18 protein-coding genes are annotated in these 18,429 nt (G+C 58.2%); 6 read left to right on the top strand and 12 right to left on the bottom strand.

All coding sequences use genetic code 11. The features are described from left to right. Positions 1-11 precede the first annotated feature (11 nt). The 3 genes from J2S70_RS06575 to J2S70_RS06565 all read left to right on the top strand — a co-directional run bounded on the left by J2S70_RS06575 (position 12) and on the right by J2S70_RS06565 (position 2,727). Positions 12-1,424 (top strand): AAA family ATPase, encoded by a 1,413-nt coding sequence (locus J2S70_RS06575; RefSeq protein WP_307682938.1) that lies wholly within the window; start codon positions 12-14, stop codon positions 1,422-1,424. Next, entirely contained in the window at positions 1,408-1,971 is a 564-nt protein-coding gene (locus tag J2S70_RS06570) for an RloB family protein (protein ID WP_307682937.1), read from the top strand. The genes J2S70_RS06575 and J2S70_RS06570 overlap by 17 nt, the downstream gene beginning before the upstream one ends. 168 nt (positions 1,972-2,139) lie before the next feature. Next, complete coding sequence (locus tag J2S70_RS06565; protein ID WP_307683384.1) at positions 2,140-2,727, top strand: GDSL-type esterase/lipase family protein; 588 nt, start codon at positions 2,140-2,142, stop codon at positions 2,725-2,727. Between the two features lie 141 nt (positions 2,728-2,868). On the opposite strand, the gene J2S70_RS08890 is transcribed toward J2S70_RS06565, so the two are convergent. From J2S70_RS08890 to J2S70_RS06510, 12 genes are all read right to left on the bottom strand, one after another. Then, the gene (locus J2S70_RS08890) at positions 2,869-2,943 is read right to left on the bottom strand and encodes a 50S ribosomal protein bL37 (protein ID WP_407702661.1); all 75 of its coding nucleotides are present in this window, start codon (positions 2,941-2,943) and stop codon (positions 2,869-2,871) included. Between the two features lie 56 nt (positions 2,944-2,999). Continuing rightward, complete coding sequence (gene rsrA, locus J2S70_RS06560) at positions 3,000-3,263, bottom strand: mycothiol system anti-sigma-R factor (protein WP_307682936.1); 264 nt, start codon at positions 3,261-3,263, stop codon at positions 3,000-3,002. Then, on the bottom strand, positions 3,260-3,871 hold the full coding sequence (locus J2S70_RS06555) for a sigma-70 family RNA polymerase sigma factor (RefSeq protein WP_307682935.1): 612 nt from the start codon (positions 3,869-3,871) through the stop codon (positions 3,260-3,262). Before J2S70_RS06555 ends, rsrA begins: the two co-directional genes overlap by 4 nt. 50 nt (positions 3,872-3,921) lie before the next feature. After that, entirely contained in the window at positions 3,922-5,088 is a 1,167-nt protein-coding gene (locus J2S70_RS06550; RefSeq protein ID WP_307682934.1) for an N-acetylglucosamine-6-phosphate deacetylase, read from the bottom strand. After that, on the bottom strand, positions 5,085-5,870 hold the full coding sequence (gene nagB / locus J2S70_RS06545) for a glucosamine-6-phosphate deaminase (protein WP_307682933.1): 786 nt from the start codon (positions 5,868-5,870) through the stop codon (positions 5,085-5,087). Before nagB ends, J2S70_RS06550 begins: the two co-directional genes overlap by 4 nt. Positions 5,871-5,915: 45 nt before the next feature. Beyond that, positions 5,916-6,587, bottom strand: coding sequence for an N-acetylmannosamine-6-phosphate 2-epimerase (locus tag J2S70_RS06540; RefSeq protein ID WP_307683383.1), 672 nt, complete (start codon positions 6,585-6,587; stop codon positions 5,916-5,918). Then, on the bottom strand, positions 6,581-7,522 hold the full coding sequence (locus J2S70_RS06535) for an ROK family protein (protein ID WP_307682932.1): 942 nt from the start codon (positions 7,520-7,522) through the stop codon (positions 6,581-6,583). The genes J2S70_RS06540 and J2S70_RS06535 overlap by 7 nt, the downstream gene beginning before the upstream one ends. A gap of 9 nt (positions 7,523-7,531) precedes the next feature. Beyond that, complete coding sequence (locus J2S70_RS06530; RefSeq protein ID WP_307682931.1) at positions 7,532-8,446, bottom strand: dihydrodipicolinate synthase family protein; 915 nt, start codon at positions 8,444-8,446, stop codon at positions 7,532-7,534. Further along, on the bottom strand, positions 8,443-9,255 hold the full coding sequence (locus J2S70_RS06525) for an ABC transporter ATP-binding protein (protein WP_307682930.1): 813 nt from the start codon (positions 9,253-9,255) through the stop codon (positions 8,443-8,445). The genes J2S70_RS06530 and J2S70_RS06525 overlap by 4 nt, the downstream gene beginning before the upstream one ends. Next, positions 9,252-11,342, bottom strand: coding sequence for a dipeptide/oligopeptide/nickel ABC transporter permease/ATP-binding protein (locus J2S70_RS06520; RefSeq protein WP_307682929.1), 2,091 nt, complete (start codon positions 11,340-11,342; stop codon positions 9,252-9,254). Before J2S70_RS06520 ends, J2S70_RS06525 begins: the two co-directional genes overlap by 4 nt. Before the next feature lies 1 nt (position 11,343). Further along, entirely contained in the window at positions 11,344-12,297 is a 954-nt protein-coding gene (locus J2S70_RS06515) for an ABC transporter permease (RefSeq protein ID WP_307682928.1), read from the bottom strand. Between the two features lie 202 nt (positions 12,298-12,499). Continuing rightward, positions 12,500-14,089 carry an ABC transporter substrate-binding protein gene (locus tag J2S70_RS06510; RefSeq protein WP_307682927.1) on the bottom strand — a complete coding sequence of 530 codons (1,590 nt, stop codon included), beginning with the start codon at positions 14,087-14,089 and terminating at the stop codon, positions 12,500-12,502. 64 nt (positions 14,090-14,153) lie between these two features. Between J2S70_RS06510 and J2S70_RS06505 the strand changes: the two genes are divergently transcribed. From J2S70_RS06505 to J2S70_RS06495, 3 genes are read left to right on the top strand one after another with little or no spacing between them, the layout of a single operon-like run. Then, a complete protein-coding gene (locus J2S70_RS06505) occupies positions 14,154-14,924 on the top strand; it encodes a FadR/GntR family transcriptional regulator (protein WP_307682926.1) in 771 nt (256 codons plus the stop codon). Then, positions 14,924-16,309 (top strand): alpha/beta hydrolase fold domain-containing protein, encoded by a 1,386-nt coding sequence (locus J2S70_RS06500; RefSeq protein ID WP_307682925.1) that lies wholly within the window; start codon positions 14,924-14,926, stop codon positions 16,307-16,309. Before J2S70_RS06505 ends, J2S70_RS06500 begins: the two co-directional genes overlap by 1 nt. 3 nt (positions 16,310-16,312) lie before the next feature. After that, positions 16,313-18,409: a sialidase family protein gene (locus J2S70_RS06495; protein WP_307682924.1), complete on the top strand. Its 2,097-nt coding sequence runs from the start codon at positions 16,313-16,315 to the stop codon at positions 18,407-18,409. The last annotated feature ends 20 nt before the right edge of the window (positions 18,410-18,429 follow it).

The following is an 18,429-nucleotide window of genomic DNA, read 5'->3' as shown; positions in this document are numbered from 1 at the left end:
ATGCTTGACGCATGCGTATTCTGTCTTTTGTTGCACGGAACCATCGAAGCTTTCGTGACGAGTTCTTCTTGGACATGACGAGGGAGTCCCTTCGTACCAACATTCCGCGGGAGGGCGAGAGTTGGACCCAGCACCTCTATTCGGTGGCGGCCATCTTTGGCGCAAACGCATCCGGCAAAACGGCAATTATTCGCGCATTTCAATACCTTGCCTCAGCACTCGCTCATTCGGCTGGCCAATGGACAGATCGCCCTTTCATCACGAGGGATCCGTTCAGACTCGATTCAACTTCCCGAGAAAGCGAAAGCTTCTATGCGCTCGATTTCCTTTTGAATATTCCCAGTGAAGTTTTAGTGAATTCAGGTTTTCCAGCGCAGGATCAAGCAGATGCGGAGGAATACCGTTTCAACTACGAGTTTTCGGTTGATCCCAGCGGAGTAAAACACGAGTTTCTGCAGATGTATCGCAGCTCTCGTCCCACCGTCCTCTTTGATCGTGAAGGTTCGGACGTTAGCCTTGGCGGCAAGCTTGGACGTATTGAAGTTTCACCCAAAGAACTCGTCCTATCACGCGTTCTTCGCGTGAATCGAGGAGTGCTCACCGCCATCAGCGAGGCGATGCTCGATGGACTTACCATTTTTAACGTGGGCGATGAAGAGCGGGACAAGAGGCTCTCCAACATTACTGGCCAACTTGCGGCTGGACGACTCAGATTTCACGACTTAGTTGATCTTGCTCGGATAGCAGATGTGGGGGTTGAAGAAATTTCTGTGGAAGAAACGGAGGTTCCTCCACGTGTTCTCGAGATACTAAAGAATATTCAAGCTCTCAGTGGTAGCGATGAGGTGCCAGTCGAGGATCCAGAAGCCACATCAGAAAGCAGTCAAAAGGCCATCGCACGGTCGCTACGCTTTAGGCACAGATCCGAAGACCTTAACGAACGCGATTATCACTTTGGCCTTGAAAATGAGTCTTCCGGCACTCTGGCGTGGCTTGCGTTAGCGGTCGAGGCTCTTAAGGTGCTAAGAAGCGGTGGCCTCCTCTGCGTTGACGAACTAGATACGAGTTTGCATCCACAATTAGCTGCGCTACTCGTTTCCCTATTCCAAAATCCAGAATATAACCGGAACGGTTCGCAGCTTATCTTCACATCACACGACGTGAGCCTTCTTGGCCCCCAAAGCGATCTCAATTTGGAGAAGAAACAGATCTGGTATGTCGACAAAGATACTGCGGGCGCGAGCGAGCTCTACTCGCTCGACGATTTCGCCAATATAAAGAAAAACTCCAATATTTCGAAGCAATACTTGGAAGGTCGTTTCGGCGCGATTCCGCGCCTCGCGCCTTCCATCATCCACAGTCTTATTGGAAATTTCGATTCCGAAGACAATCGCGAAGAGTTTGACTATGGCCAAGAGGAGTAACAAGCGTCGGAGAGCATACAGGCCGCAACAAAGGCCAAAACGCTCGAAGCATAGAAAGGTCCTCGTCGTCGTTGAGGGCTCTCGCGATAAATCGGAAGCTAGGTATTTTGAACTGCTTAACCAAGAGCTGCGGAATTCCTACTTGATCGCTATAACAGTTGAACCAGGCCAGGGTGAGCCTTCGAGAGTTCTACAAGCATGCGATGCGCGCACGGAAAGGGAAAGAGAGCGAAAGAATATCAACGGAGAGCCCTTCGACATCCGCATCCTCGTAATCGATGTTGACAATCATCAACGTCTAGAATCCACACTCAGGGAATGTAAAAAGAAGAACATTCATGCTTTGGTAACGAATCCAAAATTCGAACTGTGGCTGTTATGGCACCTAGAGGATATGAACCATTCAGTAACCGGCAACAAACTCGACCAGCTCGTACAGGGCAAAAAGTTGGTCGCTGGTCCTCGCGGCAAGGAGCTCGCCCACAATTTTCCGTTCGGTAATTACCGCGAGGCAATGGGCGTGCGCGGCAAGCGTGGAGCGATCTAGCTCCAAACACAAAGGGTCCTAACCCCTCAAGCGCAATACCTTGGTTAATTGAGGAATTATCCAAATGATTGTGCAATGTGATCAGCCCAAGAGCATTGGTTGGCGACGCACCGGCAAGCGTATCGCACCTTATCAGGGCTCAGCTTGCCGTAGGGTGGAGGGGTGAATATTCGCGTTTTCTTCATTGGCGATGAACTAGTTGCGGGCTACGGTGATGCCCGTGCGCTGGGCTGGGTAGGCCGCACGATAGCAAGGTCGCCGAACGATCCACCCATGATGTCCGTTCCACTGGCTTGGCCCGGGCAGACCACGGAGCAACTCGTTGGCCGCTGGGAAAGCGAAGTGTTACCGCGCCTTGACAGGGAGGCCGACAACCGCCTCGTGATCGGCCTGGGTTCACACGATCTGGGCCGCACAACCACAGCGCGATCGCGCCTTTATCTTGCGAATCTGCTAGATAACGCGCATCGGCAGAATTTGCCGACCTTCGTCGTCGGGCCACCGCCTCGGCTGGACGTTACCCACCGTGCACAAGAAGCGCTCAGCCAAGCATTTTCCGAAGTTTGCGAACGCCGTAAAGTTCCCTTCGTGGATTGCTATTCGCCACTAAAGGAACACGAACAGTGGCTGACTGACATGGCCATGTCGCCCGATAGTTACTGCCCAAGGCAGGCCGGTTACGGGCTGATGACCTGGCTCGTTCTGCACAGGGGCTGGCATTCTTGGCTCGGCGTCGAACCCCAGGTAAGCGAATAAGCCGAAGACTCTCCATCTGCGAGGGGTAATATGCAAACGCGAGGGGAAATTCCCCTCGCGTTTGACTAAAAGTCCTCGCGTTTGGAGGTTCGGCCTGCACCTATTCGTTAAAGTGCACCATGACGCTTTCAAGCACAATGCTTATGCGTTTGGGCGCTTGCCCCGATTCGCTGGGCGCTTCCTGCGGTCCTTACGCTTTCTACCACGCTTCGACATATCCACTCCTCAAATAGTTCCCCACCAGTGTAACGGCAAGGTCGGCGGCCTTCCAACTACCGCATGGTGATTTTCGTGATCTTCACTCGCAACGATTCTGGCGCGGCTTCCCCACAACAGCCGCGGCGGATCACTTCGCGGATCACAGCTGCCTCTTCCGTTCGGCTTGCACAGGTGGAGCAGTTCGCACTGTGCTCGACCAGCCGGGCGGCGTCGCTCTCAGTGATCTCGTGTCCAAGCAGTGCGAAGAGTCGATCGAGGAGATCTTCGCACCCGCACCCGTCGAAGCGCGCCGCTAATTCTTCGAACTCTCTACTCACGCTTTCTCCTTCACGTACCCCAGTTCGTGGGCATAGTCGCGAAGCAGATCTCGCAGCTGACTGCGCCCACGGTACAACCGCGACATCACAGTACCAATGGGGGTTCCCATGATGTCCGCAATTTCCTGATAGCTAAAGCCTTCGACGTCCGCAAGATAAACGGCTGTACGCCGGTCCTCTGGAAGTTGCTCCATTGCCTGCCGGATTTCCTCATTTGGAAGGTTTGCAAGCGCTTCCATTTCAGCTGATTCCAAGCCCGTCGAGTGATGGGTTGACGCCCGATATTCCTGCCAGTCCTCAGCTTCACCCGCATCGGCTTCCAGCGGTCTGCGCTGCTTTTTGCGGTAGTGCGAAATGAAGGTGTTGTTCAAGATCCGATAGAGCCAAGCTTTGAGGTTCGTACCTGGCGTGAACTGGTGGAATGAAGCAAAGGCCTTTGCGAATGTCTCTTGAACGAGGTCTTCGGCGTCCTGAGGATTTCGAGTCAGCCGCATTGCGGCGCCGTAGAGCTGGTTCAGATACGGCACGGCGTCTTGTTCAAAGCGTAGGCTACGCTCTTTTGGCGTCTCGTCCTCAACTTTAAAATCGGAGGCTACATCGTCAGCCATTGAACTCCTTGTCGTCGACATAAGGATAACGCATTGCTTGACACTGGATTTTAGCGCAGTGATTCACCTTCGCGAATCACTTGTTGGACGTCAAGCTCGTCGCTGAACACGACGGCGTTGGGTGCGGCACCGACCTTCCACTCTAAAGTCACGCCCGGGGTCGTTTCGTCGAATCCGACGGCGGCTGCAGGGGCTGCAACGCTGCATCGGACCGCGTCCTCGATCGGCAAGTGCCCTCCTTGCACCAAACGCTGTACCTGCTGGGCCAAGCGCGAGGTTCCCCCGGCAATGGCTCCTCCGCGCAGAAGCCGAGCAGTGCCATCAACAATTTTTACATCTTGCCCGCCAAGAACGTATTCGCCGTCTGGCATTCCCGCGCCTTCCATCGCGTCCGTAACGAAAACCACGCCGTTGGGGTTGGTTTGGCTGACGTAACGAACCACGTCGTGCACTAAAGCTGGGTGGACGTGGACGAGGTCGGCAACGAGTTCGACCACGCATTCTCCGCGCGCCGCAGCCGCCACAAGTTCACGGACTGGACCGGGGGCACGGTGCCCGATGGCCGGCATCGCGTTAAACAGATGGGTTGCCATTTGGGGTGGTTGAGCAAATCCAATGGCGGCCGCGTACTGAGTGGTGGCCTCGACAACCGCACGGGTCTCCTCGAGATTCGCATTGGTATGTCCCCACGATGGCACGGCACCGTGATCGAGGAGCATTTCCATGGCGGGAATAGCATTGGCAACCTCGGGAGCGATCGTCATGGTCTTGATCCAACCCTTACCGGCCTCGAGCCAGCTCCGTAGCTCATCGAGATCGGGGTTACGAATCGCCACCGGGTTTTGGGCGCCGGCCTTGTGCGGGGAAATATAGGGGCCTTCGAGATGTATTCCGGCAAGTTTGCCTTCCTCGCACGCCTGGGTGAGGCCCTCAATGGGTGGCAGGGTATCGAGCAAAGAGACGGTGGAGGCCATCATCGCCGTCGTACCCATGGATCTGTGCGCTTCTACGGCGCGATCCACGCCCTCTGGGCTCGGATCATCTGGGAAGGACGATCCTCCGCCGCCGTGGCAGTGCACGTCGATAAATCCGGGTGTGATCCAGCCGCTGATTTCAGTATCGGCCTCGAAAATCTCGGTGATCAGCCCGTCGTCTATCCGTAGCCCCGAGCCGACAAGCTGGCCGTTGCCATCAAGCAATTTTCCGCGAATAATCATGCGAGCATCTCCCAGCGGATCTCATGCATCTCCCGCCCTTTTAATTTGGCGGCCGCAGCTTCGTCTACGTATACGCGAACGGAGGGATGCATCTGTAGGATCGACGCCGGGCAGGAAGATGAAATGGGCCCTTCAACCGCTGCGGCAACGGCGTCTGCTTTGCCTTCACCGGTGGCAAGAAGCATGATGTGCGTGGCTTCCAGGATCGTGCCAAGGCCCTGAGTTATACACATTTGCGGAACTTTGGCGAGATCGCCGTTAAAAAAGCGCGCGTTGTCTTCCCTTGTCTGGCGGGCTAACGCATCGACATGTGTGCGCGAGCTGAGTGAAATTCCAGGCTCATTGAAACCGATATGGCCATTGGATCCGATTCCGAGAATCTGCAGATGGACGCCACCGTTGTCTTTGATGGCCGCATCGTAGGCGGCAGCTGCTTCCCGAGCGCCATCAGGCACGTCGACGTTGCCGTTTGGCGTGAACAGATTTTCGTCCATCAATCCCGTTTTATCCTCGCCGACCAGTTCGTCTTGGAGGACTTTGCGGTAGCTTTCGGGGTGCCCTGGTTGAAGGCCGATGTACTCATCGAGTGCGAAGGCCTTGGCGTTTGCCAGCGAAAAAGAACCGTTTGCGTGAGCCTCGCGCAGTTGCTGATAGAGCGGAAGCGGGGTGGAACCCGTTGCCACGCCAAGATTAGCCACGGGGGCGCCATTCATCGTTTCAATCAGGTATGCGGCTGCCATCTTGGCAACTTCAGTCTCATTGCGAAAAATTCCAACCTTCATCGTGGTCCTTTCAATATTTTTTAACGGCTGTATTCCCGATCGGAATTATTTAATGGCATCAGCAAACCACGAGGTGATCGTGGTTGGGTGGGTGATCGCGGTTCCAACGACGACGGCGTATGCGCCAGCTGCCATGACCTCGGCTGCCTGCGTGGGCGAGTGGACTCGCCCCTCGCATAGGACTGGCACCTGCGGAAATTCAGTAACCATCTGATCGAGCAATTCGAAGTCCGGGCCAGCGGTTTTTTCGCGTTCACCGCTATACCCGGCGAGCGTGGTCGAAATGATGTCGGAGCCGGCCTCGACTGCCATGCGGGCGTCGTCGATCGATCCGCAGTCAGCCATGACAAGCGCGCCCTCTTCTTTTAAAGCTTTGACGGTGTCGGCATAGCTCAGGCCGTCTGGCCGTGCCCGGCGCGTAGCATCAATGGCGACGACGTCGGCTCCCGCCATGATGCACGCTCGTGCGTGGCGCAGGGTCGGCGTGATGTATACGCCTTCGTGCCCCTCTTTCCACAAGCCGATCACGGGAATCTCCACTTGGCCTTTTATGGCCGAGATGTCGGCTAGTCCCTGGCAGCGGATCGCCACCGCGCCGCCGCGCTCAGCCGCGAGCGCTATTTGGGCCATGGTTTCCGGGTGGCGCATTGGCTCCCCCGGATATGCCTGCACCGAGACGATCAGGCCACCGCGCAACGATTCAATTACACTCACGATTCTTGCCCTTCTTGTCTGAGGAAATTCACGGCGCCACCGTAAAGCGGCGCCTTCGATTCTAGTTCGCCTGCCACGATGGATACGTCAGCCACGGGATCCATCACGCGGGCGGCGTAACCCTCGTGAACGGCCCGCCACCACCTGTCTCCTGAGCGAGTCATCGAACCCGAGAGAACGATCACGGCGGGATCCACCGAGTTCGCGAGAGTCGCAATGGTCTCACCCAGAGCAAATGCCGATTCCGCGAAGACTGCCTTTGCAAGCGCGTGTCCGGAATCTGCAAGATCTTGCAGTTCTTTGCCGTTTGCGATCTCTGGGTCATTGCTGGCTCGGCGCGCGTTGAACCAGTTGGTGATTCCGTGGCCGGAGGCAATCGCCTCAATATGACCGGAGCGCCCGCATGAGCACGTCAGATCGTTGGCCAGATGGTGGTGGATATGGCCATAATGCCCGGCTAGAAAGTGCTCGCCAAATTCGATGTGCCCGCTGCGAATGAGAGCGCCTCCGATTCCGGTGCCGACAGCCACCGAAAGCACTGAGCCATGGCCGCGGCCAGCTCCAAAGACGGCTTCCCCGAGCCCGTGTGCGTGCACGTCGTTGATGACGTGCACGGGTAGGCCTGCCACTTCGCCGATGGTCGCACCGAGCTCGGTTCCGGCCCAACCGGGCATCGTCTCCGTTGCAGACACAATTTGCCCCGTTTTTGGGTTGACGACACCAGCGCTGGCGATACCAATGCCGCGCAAACGCGGATGGGCGCTTACTTCCTCGCGAACAAGATCAGCAAGAAGCCGCGCAACGTGCGTGCCGCCTTCTTCGGCCTTGGTTGCCATGGACTGGATGGAACTGAAGTTGAATTCGCGATCCGCCCTTGCCCAAGCAATTTTGGTGCCACCGATATCAACCGTGAGGATCTCCTCTTTGGCACCCGTCATCGGCCCCTCCTAATTCAGCATTCCGGCTTGGCGGAGCACTCCGGCGACCGCCTCGACATTCGCCCCTTCCAGTGCGACAACCGGTTCGGGCATCGTATTGGTCTCAAAGATGCCTAACAGCATGAGGGCCGTCTTGAACGCTCCCACGCCCGCGCCGAATCCGAACTCGCCCACGGGAACCGAGGTGATGCGCATGAGCCGGGCGGCGTAGTCTTGGAGTTCACGTACCCGCTTCCAATCGCCGTCCTTGAATGCCTGCCACTGTTCTACGTACACGGTGGGGTTCACGTTCCCAAGGCCGGGCACGCAGCCATCGGCTCCCGACATGTATGCCCCGTCCACGACCACCTCGTGCCCTGTCAGCAATTTCAGATCGAGCCCCTGCTCGGTACGTGAGAGCGCAAGGTTGCGGAAGGAGACGTCGTCGCCGGAGGAATCCTTCACGCCCTGAATCACGCCGTCGCGCGCCAAATCCAAAATCATGGCCGAATTAAGTTTGACGTGGACGCATACGGGAATGTCGTAGGCAAACAGAGGTAAATCTATTGCTTGTTTGATGAGCCGGAAGTGCCGGTCGATCTCTTTTGGCCCCACAATCGCGTAGAACGGCGCCGTTGCCACAATGGCATCGGCGCCCAGTTCTTGGGCTACCCGCGCGTGATCGATGACGCGCGGGGTGGTCATGTCGATCACTCCCACCAACACCGGCACTCGTCCGTCGACGATCCGCATCGTTTCAGCAATGATTTGCCTTCGCCGATCATCGGTTGAAAACACTACTTCCCCGGAAGATCCCAACACGAATAGGCCATCCACCCCGGCATCGATCAGCCGGTTCACGTGCCTTTCATAGCTGGCAACATCCAGTTCGCCCTGGCTCGTAAGTGGTGCGACGACGGGCGGTATCACTCCGCTAAAATTCATGAGTTGCCTCCAAGATCCGGGTGGAGCAGCGACGGCGCCGCACCCAGAAGTGTTCGAGTATAGGGATGTTGTGGGTTTGCTAGCAGTTCTTTGGCCGGGCCTTCTTCGACCACTTCACCGGAGTTCATGACGGCAATGCGATCGGAGATATATCGAACTGTCTGGATATCGTGCGAAATGAACACCATCGCCAATCCAAGATCATTCTTTAGATCCATCAGCAAGTTCAAGATCTGAGCGCGCACTGACACGTCCAGTGCCGATGTCGGCTCATCCGCAATGATCGCGTCCGGGCGCAGTGCGAGCGCTCGGGCGATCGCCACGCGCTGGCGCTGACCACCGGAAAGCTGGCCGGGAAGCGCATCCAGCGCAGATTTTGGCAGACCGACCTGAGTGATCAGATGTTCCACGCGCTCATTTCGCTCTTCTTCTGTTCCAATATCGTGAACTCGCAGCGGATCGAGCAGCTGATCGCGCACGTGCATGCGCGCGTTCAGGGCCGTTGCCGGGTCTTGGAAGACGACGGAAACCACGCGGCCGATCTTTCGGCGATCGGCGGCCGAACGTTTCGTTACCTCTTCACCTTTGAAGAACACCTGACCTTCGGTCGGTGCCTGCAGGCCGCACATGACGTTGGCTGCCGTGGACTTTCCAGATCCGGATTCGCCCACGATTCCGAGGACTTGGCCGGGCATGACCTTCATGTTAACCCCGTTGACCGCGTGCACCTTATTGGGGTTGAAAATCGATCCGGTACGAGTCTTGAAGACCACGTGCAGATCGCGCAATTCGATGATTGGTGTGCTCATCGTTCGCCCTCCTCTTCACTGTTGTGTGCCAGTTCAACGGGGACATGAACACCCTGATGGTCGGGGGCTTCATAGCCGGCCTCCATCCAAGCGCTGTCTGGAACAGCGGCGTAGACGTGTTCTTTACCCTCGATTTCCATTCGCAGCGGTGGGATATCCAAGCCGACGTCGGGGTGGGATGAGCGCGGCGCGAAGCGATCGCCGACCGGGAAGTCACGCGGCGAAGGAACGGTGCCGGGCACCTGGTGGAGACGGTCCGCTCCGGCTTCGATCGAGAGCACCGAACCCAGCAGGCCGCGCGTGTATTCGTGCACCGGATTGGACAGTAGCTCCGAGGTTGGTGCCTGTTCGACAACCTGGCCGGCGTACATGACCGTAATCCTGTGCGCCACTTCGGCAACGAGCGCAAGATCGTGGCTGACGAACACCATGGCAAAGCCGAGCTTTGCTCGCAGTTCGTTGAGCAGATCGATGACCTGCTTTTGCACTGTCACGTCAAGTGCCGTCGTCGGCTCATCGGCAATAATGAGCTTCGGATCGCGGGTGAGCGCCATGGCGATGAGCACACGCTGGCGCTGGCCGCCCGAGAGCTCGTGCGGATAGGACTCAAGGGTGCGCTTGGGGTCCAAACCAACAAGTTCGAGCAGTTCCTCAGCGGATCGGGTGCCCCCTCGGCTGGTGAGCTGCTTCATTTGCGAACGGATCAGCATGGCCGGGTTCAACGATGACAGCGCATCCTGGTAGATCATGGCCATCTCGTGGCCCAGCAGGCTTTGGCGTTCCTTCGCCTCCATCGTGAGCAGATTTCGGCCCTGGTAGAGAACTTCGCCGGTAATCTGAGCACGCGAATCTATGAGGCCCATGATTGTTAGGGCTGTGATCGACTTTCCACAACCCGATTCACCGACGAGGCCCATCGTTTCGCCTTCGTGCACGGCAAAGGACACGTTGTCAACGACGTTGACATCGCCGTGGCGAGGGAACCTGATCGACAGGTTGCGCACTTCGAGAAGTGGCCTGCCCGTGGCTCTTGCAACGAGGCGGTCTCTTCGTTGGCCTTCAACGTGCGCCAGCTGGTCGAGCCGCTCTTGGAGTGGCTTTGCCTGCTTTTCGTGCGCAAGGCGCGGATCGAGGAGCAGCTTATCCTGTTCGCGGGTTGCGGCAACGGCGTCGACCTTTTGATCACCCGATGGGGCCGCGACCATCGCGTCCGTGATTCCTTCAGACAGGATGTTCAAGCACAGGACTGTCAGCATGATGAACACCCCCGGGAAGAAGGCCGTCCACCACATGCCAACGAGGATCGAGCTGTTTGATGAGGCATCTGATAGGACGTTGCCCCATGTGGCAACCATTGTGGACTGCAGGCCTGAGCCAATGAAAGTGAGGGATGCTTCCAAGATGATCGCATCCGCAACGAGTACGGTGGCAAACACCAGCACCGGTGCTGCGGTGTTGCGAGCAACGTGCTTGGTCAAAATCCACGGTGCACGGGCGCCTGCCACGATGACGGCGCGCACGTAGTCCTCGCCATAGGCGCTCATCACGTTGGCGCGGACAATACGGGCCAGCTGCGGGGTGTAAACGAACGCGATGGCGCCGATGATGACCCCGACAAGTCCAATGACATTGTCCGGTGCAAGCCGTCTGGAAAACACGAGCACCATCACGGCTGCCATGGCGATGCCTGGAACGGCCATGATGATGTCCATGATTCGCATGATGACCTCGCCGATCCACTTCCGTGAAACGGCAGCAATCGAACCGATAATCGCACCGAAGAAGAGCGCGACGAGCGTTGCAAGCACGCCGATCATCAGGGAGTAACGGCCACCGTAGAGCACTCGGGAGAACACGTCACGCCCGACGTGGTCGGTTCCAAACAGGTGGTCGCCGGAAGGCTCCATCCAGATGCCAAACAACTGGTCCGGCGTGTATGGGGCGATCCATGGGGAAAGGAAGGAGACGATGAAAATGAGAATAAGGAATGCGAGGGAAAGGCGCGAGCCGAGGCTCATGTTGCGCATCCGGGTAAAGCGGGCGCCCTTCGCCGTCACGGTATCAAGCTTTTGTTTCTTCGTTGTCATGTCACACCGACCTAATGCGTGGGTTGATGAGCAGGTACAGCATGTCAACAATGATGTTGACGATGATGAAGGCGATCGCTACCACGAGCGCGCCGCCCTGCACCAGGTTCACCCAGTTGTTTTGGATGCCCAAGATGAGCACGCGGCCCATCCCCTGGATATTGAAGATAATTTCGATGACGACGGCGCCGCCCATGAGGTAGCCAACTCGCAGGCCGAGCACCGTCACCGGCGTGATGAGCGCATTGCGAAGCACGTTACGGCCGATGACGACGCTTCGTGGGACTCCCGCGCCGAGCGCGGTACGCACGTAGTCGCGATCCAACTCTTCAACCATCGACGTGCGGACAACGCGGGTCATCTGACCGATCACGGGAACGGCAAGTGAGATAGCCGGTAGCAGCATGCGCATGAACCAGCCGCCAAAGTCTTCTGTGAGCGCAGGCAGTTCACCCGAGACGGGAATTGACCCGCCAACGAAGGCGAGTACCAGCAGTGATGCGAGCCAGAATGAGGGCGTACCAATGCAAATCACCGAGATCACTCGGATGAGCTGATCAGGCCACCGATCGCGGTAGATCGCGGAAATGACTCCGAGGGGGAAGGAAATAACGACGGCGATGATGAGGCCAAAGAACGTTAGCGAAAGGGTAATCGGCAGAGCGTCAGCGACCATGTCCGTCACCTTGTTCTGATCTCCGATTCCATAGAAGCCAAGATCGCCTTGCACCATATTGAGGAGATAATTGCCGTACTGCACGAGGAATGGATCGTTGTAGCCATGCTTTTCACGGAATGCCTCAAGGGCCTCCGGCGTCGCGAATTCGCCCAATGCCGTGTAGGCCGGGTCAATGGGAGAAAGGGACATGATGAAAAAGACGAGGAAAGTCACGCCGATCACCATGATGGGGAGCGCAAGAAGGCGCCTGCCTAAAAGTCTTAAGAGATTATTCACTGTCCTAAATTCCTCTTCTACCTGAGAAGGACCAGCTTTTGTGTGGCATTTTTCGAACCGCTACCGCCCTAGGGCCGCTGGATTTTTAGCGCCGGTGCCACCGTTGGCACCCGCGCCGCGTGGTGGTGCACCGCGGCACCGGGTTGGGAAGCCGTGGAGGGGAGGGTTTGCCGCCCCTCCACGGCTTTCCGATGTGAGTGCGTTAGTTCTTGACGCTTGCGCCGACGAGCTCAAGGCCCGTGGTTCCAATACCGTCAACGTTCTCGAGCTTGTCCTTGTTGAAGCCCGTGATCATCGTGCGGTGGAAGAGTGGGAAGATTGGAGCTTCTTCCGAGATAAGGTCAAGAGCCTCGGCCCACTTTGCCTTCGCTTCATCACCTGTGAGCTGCGATGCTTCGGTGGAGATCTCCTGTAGCTTCTGGAATGCCTCCGGAGCACTCTTGGCCCACGAGGTGCGCTGCTGCGTCCACACGTTATCGCCGTACCACCAATCGATGATGATGCCCGGATCCTGGCCGAAGACGGACGGATCGCCAGGCGCGAGTGCGATGTCGTAGGTCGGGTTGTCGACGTCTGCAAAGTTCGCGTACAGATCACCGGACGCCATGGACTGAACATTGACCGTCAGGCCTGCAGCCTCCAGATCTTGGCGGATCTGCGGGGTCAGGTTTGCAACCCACGGATGATCGGTCGAGATCAGAGTGATCTCAGTCAGACCTGCCTTCTTGAAGACCTCGGCTGCAGCCTCGGTGTCGTAGTCGAACTGCGTTGCGGCCTGCGAGTACATCGGATTGGCTTCGGGCAGGAACGAGGTCGCAACGATCGCGTCGCCTGCCAGCGCGGTATCGACTAGCCCTTGCCGGTCAATTGCCTGGTGGAAAGCACGGCGCACTTCCGCGTTATCATAAGGTTCCTTTGAGGTGTTGAACATGAGGAAGGCGTTGTTGTAGCCGGGCACCTCATCGAGCGTCCAGCCCGCGCTAGCCAGCTGGTCCTTCGTCGCTGATGGCACTGTTTCCATCACGTCGATGGTGCCTCCAAGAGCCGCGGAAAGACGCGCGGAATCATCCTTGAGAACGTCCCAGTGCATGAGCTCAACCTGCGCGGGCTTGGTTCCGTTGTAGTGCTCGTTGGGCACTGCTTCAATGGCCGTATTGGAGATTTCCGTGTACTTGAACGGGCCGGTTCCAATTGGGTGGGCCGTCATTTCATCCTGGGTCGACGATGCCGGAATGATCTTCACGTTCACCAAGCGGTCTGCCAGCCCGGCGAACGGGTACTTGAGCTTGACCGTGATGGTCGTATCGTCCTTGGCTTCGAGGGAATCAACGAAGGTGAAGAACTGCTTGTAGATCGAAGTTTCATGCGTGGTGCGCGCCCATGATTCAAGCACGTCCGCCGTGGTTACCTCGGTGCCATCGGAGAACTTTGCGCCATCGCGCAGCGTGATTTCGTACTCCGTCTCCGAAATTTTGACCGGCTCGCCGTCAGCCAGCGCCGGGTAGACCTCGTACGTTGCCATATCAAATTCGTACAGGCCTTCCATGACGTGCCAGTTCGTGCCCATTGCCAGGGCCGACGAGGTGGTCGAAGGGTCGTAATTGGTCGTTTCGTAAGCAACGCCCAGATTGATCTGGCCGGATGGTCCGCCGCCGTCGGTCGTCGTCGAGCCCGTGGTCTCGGACCCGCCGCCTCCTCCGCCGTCGTCGTTTCCGCCACCACAGGCGGATAGGGCAAGCATTGCTGCCGCAATCACGGCAGTCGCTTTGGCCCAGCGCTTTGATGAACGCATGTCGTTTCCTCTCCATCGAGTAACACTGAAGCATCGATGCTTCGTTTCGGGTAACATAAACCATATGTTGTCAGACAAGTCAGCGCAAGTGCTTTTGAACAAGTTTTCTCCGACAACGATGTCGGTTCGTGCTCACGAGCCGCTTGCCGGCGCCAATCGCTCCTCAGCGACGATGGATGCGATCAAGGCATACATCTTGAATCACTCGCTCAAACCGGGCGATCCTCTGCCCACTGAAGCAACCCTGTGCGAGGACCTGCAAGTTTCGCGTTCTTCGGTGCGCGAGGCGCTGCGTAAGCTTGAGGCTCTTGACATCGTGCGCGTGCACCAAGGTCGCGGATCTTTCGTCGGGTCGATGTCGGTGGCGCCCCTGATTGAAACGCTCGTACTTCGCTTCGCTCTCGATCGGGAATCGGGTACTGAATCACTGCGTCAAGTGGTCTCCATGCGCCGGTACATAGATCTTGGCATTGCCGAGAATCTGGTTGCCGCGATGAAGGGAACGTCAAATCCTGAGCTGGAGAAACTGGTCGAAGCCATGGTTGAAAAAGCTTCCTGCGCAGAAAAATTCATGGACGAAGACATCGCGTTCCACGCGGGGCTCGTCTCCCACCTCGACAACGAGTTGCTCAGCCAAATCAACGCCGCCATGTGGCTGATACACCAAACTTTCATCCCTGAACTCGACGAAAACTCGGCAGAAAGCCTACTTTCAACCGCCCGGGCGCACGAACAGATGCTTATTACCGCTCAAGATGGTGACGTGGAAGCCTACCGCGAGGCAGTCATTGCCCACTACGAACCGCTTGCAAGTTTGCTGGATATGGAACCCTAATGTTTAAAACTCGCCCGTGCTCGTCTCTGCCGTACTTTCGCGCCGGTTGCGGGCCGCTCGTCGTCATGTGTGCCACGGGAGCTGCCAACAGCTCAGCGCGGGCCAATTTCACTCAACCGTTTTCCAACCTGGCAGGAAGCCTTGCAGATCGCTACCTCCTCGTCGGCGTTGGGCTACCGTCTGCCAAAGGTGGTGCACAAGTGGCCCGCCGGCTCGAAGATACTCTCGAAACGCTGGTTCACGAACACGGCAGAGCCGTAGCGATCGAACATGCCGAAACTGGCGGGCATCTCTACCAACTAGCCCGAAGCCGGCCAGATTTATTTGCGGGCATGATCGGCGGGGCCGCCCCGCTACAAGAACTCCCTAGCTCAGTGCCGGCGCTCGAGCTTGATACCACGTGGGCTGATCAAACAGACGCGAATCGGGCCTCCGTCGTGGATTTCCTGCACCGCATCCATCCCCCATTCGATCCGGAATCACATGTGCGCGAACCAGACAAAGCCGCCGAAATCGGCCCGCAACCGAGCCAAACTGCCAGCTTTTATATCGACCCTCAGCTCCAACCCGCACTTGCCGAAGCCTATTATCCGCAGTGGGATCCAATCGGCACTCGCGAGCGCGCGGCGGCAAACGCCCGGCCCGCAGTCATCTCGCCGGGAACGCGCCTTCAGGTCGTCGAAATCGGCGCCGTGAGCGTTCGCGTGTGGCATCCGCCTGGAAAAGCCGAACGGGCGCTTCTCGCAATTCACGGTGGCGGATTCATGGCTGGCAGTGCGCAGGCCGATGACCAACGTAACTCGGAGCTTGCCGCACGGCTAAACGCCGTCGTCGCAAGCCCGGATTACCGCCTTGCGCCCGAACATCCCTTTCCTGCCGCCGCGAACGACTGCCTGGCGGCTCTGGGAGCCCTCGATCTTCCACTATTCATCCTTGGCGATTCGGCCGGTGGCGGGCTCGCCGAAACCACGGCAGTCATGATGCTCGAACGCGGAGAAGCTCCCATGGGGCTCATCATGTTGGAACCATTCCTTGACCCGTCGATGTCCGGCCGATCGATGCGCATCCATCACCAGGCCCAGATGTGGAACCGAGTGAAGGCATACCACGCTTGGCGCGCCTACCTTGCAGATACGCATCCGGGCGAACTTCCCCGGCTCGTTGACCACCCGGGCTGCGGCGTTCGCGTGCTCACCGTAGTTGCGGCCGCAGATTCCCTACGCGATGAGGGGATCATCTGGACCACCGACCTTGTTGACGTCGGCTTCAACGCTGCGCTCCACATGCTGGCCGGCACCTATCACGGCGGCTTGTCGACGCCGGGCACGCAGGTATGGGAGCAGGTCAAGTCGCTCATCGAAAACTTTATGGAAGTCAGGCAATAGCTCATGTGGATGTGGTCGGGCATAGTTCGTCAGGGGCCAATTCTTCGAGGCCGTTCGTGGGAACTTTCTGTGCGCGATGGCAAGCTTCGCCTTCACGGGAACGCCGGGGCGCCCTTTGACTATGACATCGAAGATGCGCGAGTGTTTGGCCAGCACACTGTTGGCGTACATACGAGTACCGCGCATAAGGGCGAATACACACGGGTTTTCCTAGATGGCTACGAGGTGTGGTCTGCGCTAGCCCCGCTTGATGGAGCTCCCCAGGCTGCCGTTGGCGAATTGAAAGCGGTGGACGTTCCCGGCGAGCTCAGCCCCGACGAACTGGCAGTTTTCGTTCGCGATCTGACCGCTCCCCCGGTGCCAAAGGTTGCCTTTGCTTCAATGCGCCTATCTGATGACGACGCCCGCGCGCTCGGCTCGCTTCCCGAACTCGTCATTCATGCCAGGTTCCGCGTGCGCGGGCCGGGGCAATACGGCTCGGTCATCGCGGCCGGAAACGCGGGGCACACCACCTTGGAGGCCCGCATTGCCGGTGAGCGTGGAATAGAGCTGACCTGCGGAAATACCGCCGCGTTCGCCGCAGGGAACTGGTCGGATGGCCGTTGGCATCATCTGGCTTTGGCCTTGACCGGTGGCGCGATCCAGATCTGGGTGGACGGCTGGCTGGAAGAACACCTGCCCGGAAGCCTGCCAAGGTTTTCACAGTTCACGATCGGCCAGGATCTCACCGGCCACCGCCTGATGGGCGAGGTGGGCGAGGGCGGGATTCACGGCCCCTTAAACGACCAGCAAATTGCCCTGTTGGCTCGGCGCCCTGCACTGTCGCAAATTCCCGTATTTGATTCCTATCCTTCGGGTGTATTCCATCGAATTCCCGCACTCACCTACACAAGTTCCGGCACGCTTCTCGCCTTCGCAGATCGCCGCCGCGACCTGCCCAACGATGCACCCAATGCCACCGATCTCGTCCTACGCCGTTCCTTCGATGAAGGCCGCTCGTGGGAGCCCGTTCAAACGATCGCGACTTTCCCAGGCGAGGGCGTAGATGGCGTGGCGGTGACGGACGCCGCGGCAGTCGAAGATCAAACCGGCCGCATCCACGTGCTCGCCGACTTTTACGCCGCGCACACCGGCCTACTTAACGCCCGCCCGGGCCCAGGAATGGACAAGCGGGGGTTGATCCTTGAAGACGCACATGGCACCGAATTTTTCGTTCCGGGTGGTTGGCCAACCGAACCGACCGGCGTCGTCGATCACAACGGCAAGCACACCCCTTGGACCGTCTGCCCCGATGGCTCCCTCACAACCGTTGGCGCACCCGCGGGAAACGTGCTCATCGACGCCGAGCTGATGGCCGTCAAAACGGCGCATATCGCGGTGTGGACATCGGATGACGAAGGTGCAAGCTGGTCACAGATGCGGCTGATTACCGACCACGTGAAGGAGCCCTGGATGACCTTCCTAGGTATCGGGCCGGGTAACGGCATTCGGCTCGAACATGGCGAGGATGCCGGCCGGCTGATCATTCCGTGCTATTTCTCCACCGCGGATGGCTTGCAACATTCGGCAGCAACCTTGATGTCCGACGACGACGGCGCGACCTGGTTCCGTGGCCCCGCTCCGAACGAAGGCCGGGAAGTCGACGGCGAGGCAATCGACGTGCGCACCTTTACCGATCCGCATCTCACCATGACCGAATCGGCGATCGTGGAAGTCGACAAGCGCCTGCACATGTTCTCGCGTTCCCAACATCCCCGGGTGCTGCGCACGCACTCCGACGACGCCGGGCAGACCTGGAGCGAAGTCACCGAAGATCCCCAACTGCGGGAGATTTTCTGCCAGCCCGCCGCAACGCTCGCAACCGACGGTGCGCTCGTGTTTGCGAACGCCTCCCGCATGCTTCCATATCGGGGATGCGGCACCGTCTACCGGGCCGAAAACCCGGAGGGAGCCTGGCTTGGTCGGGCCATTAATCCCCGCCACCACGGCTATCAGTCGCTTGCCGCGCTGCCGGGTGGCGATATTGCCATGCTGTGGGAACGCGAGACTGCCGGAATCTGGTTCACCCGCGTGCCGGCGTCGATCTTTTCAGTAGACTAGTGCCACCGACGATTGGAGAA

The organism is Trueperella bonasi (assembly GCF_030811535.1).
Lineage (GTDB): Bacteria > Actinomycetota > Actinomycetes > Actinomycetales > Actinomycetaceae > Trueperella > Trueperella bonasi.
This window is presented reverse-complemented; position numbering and strand designations above follow the sequence as displayed.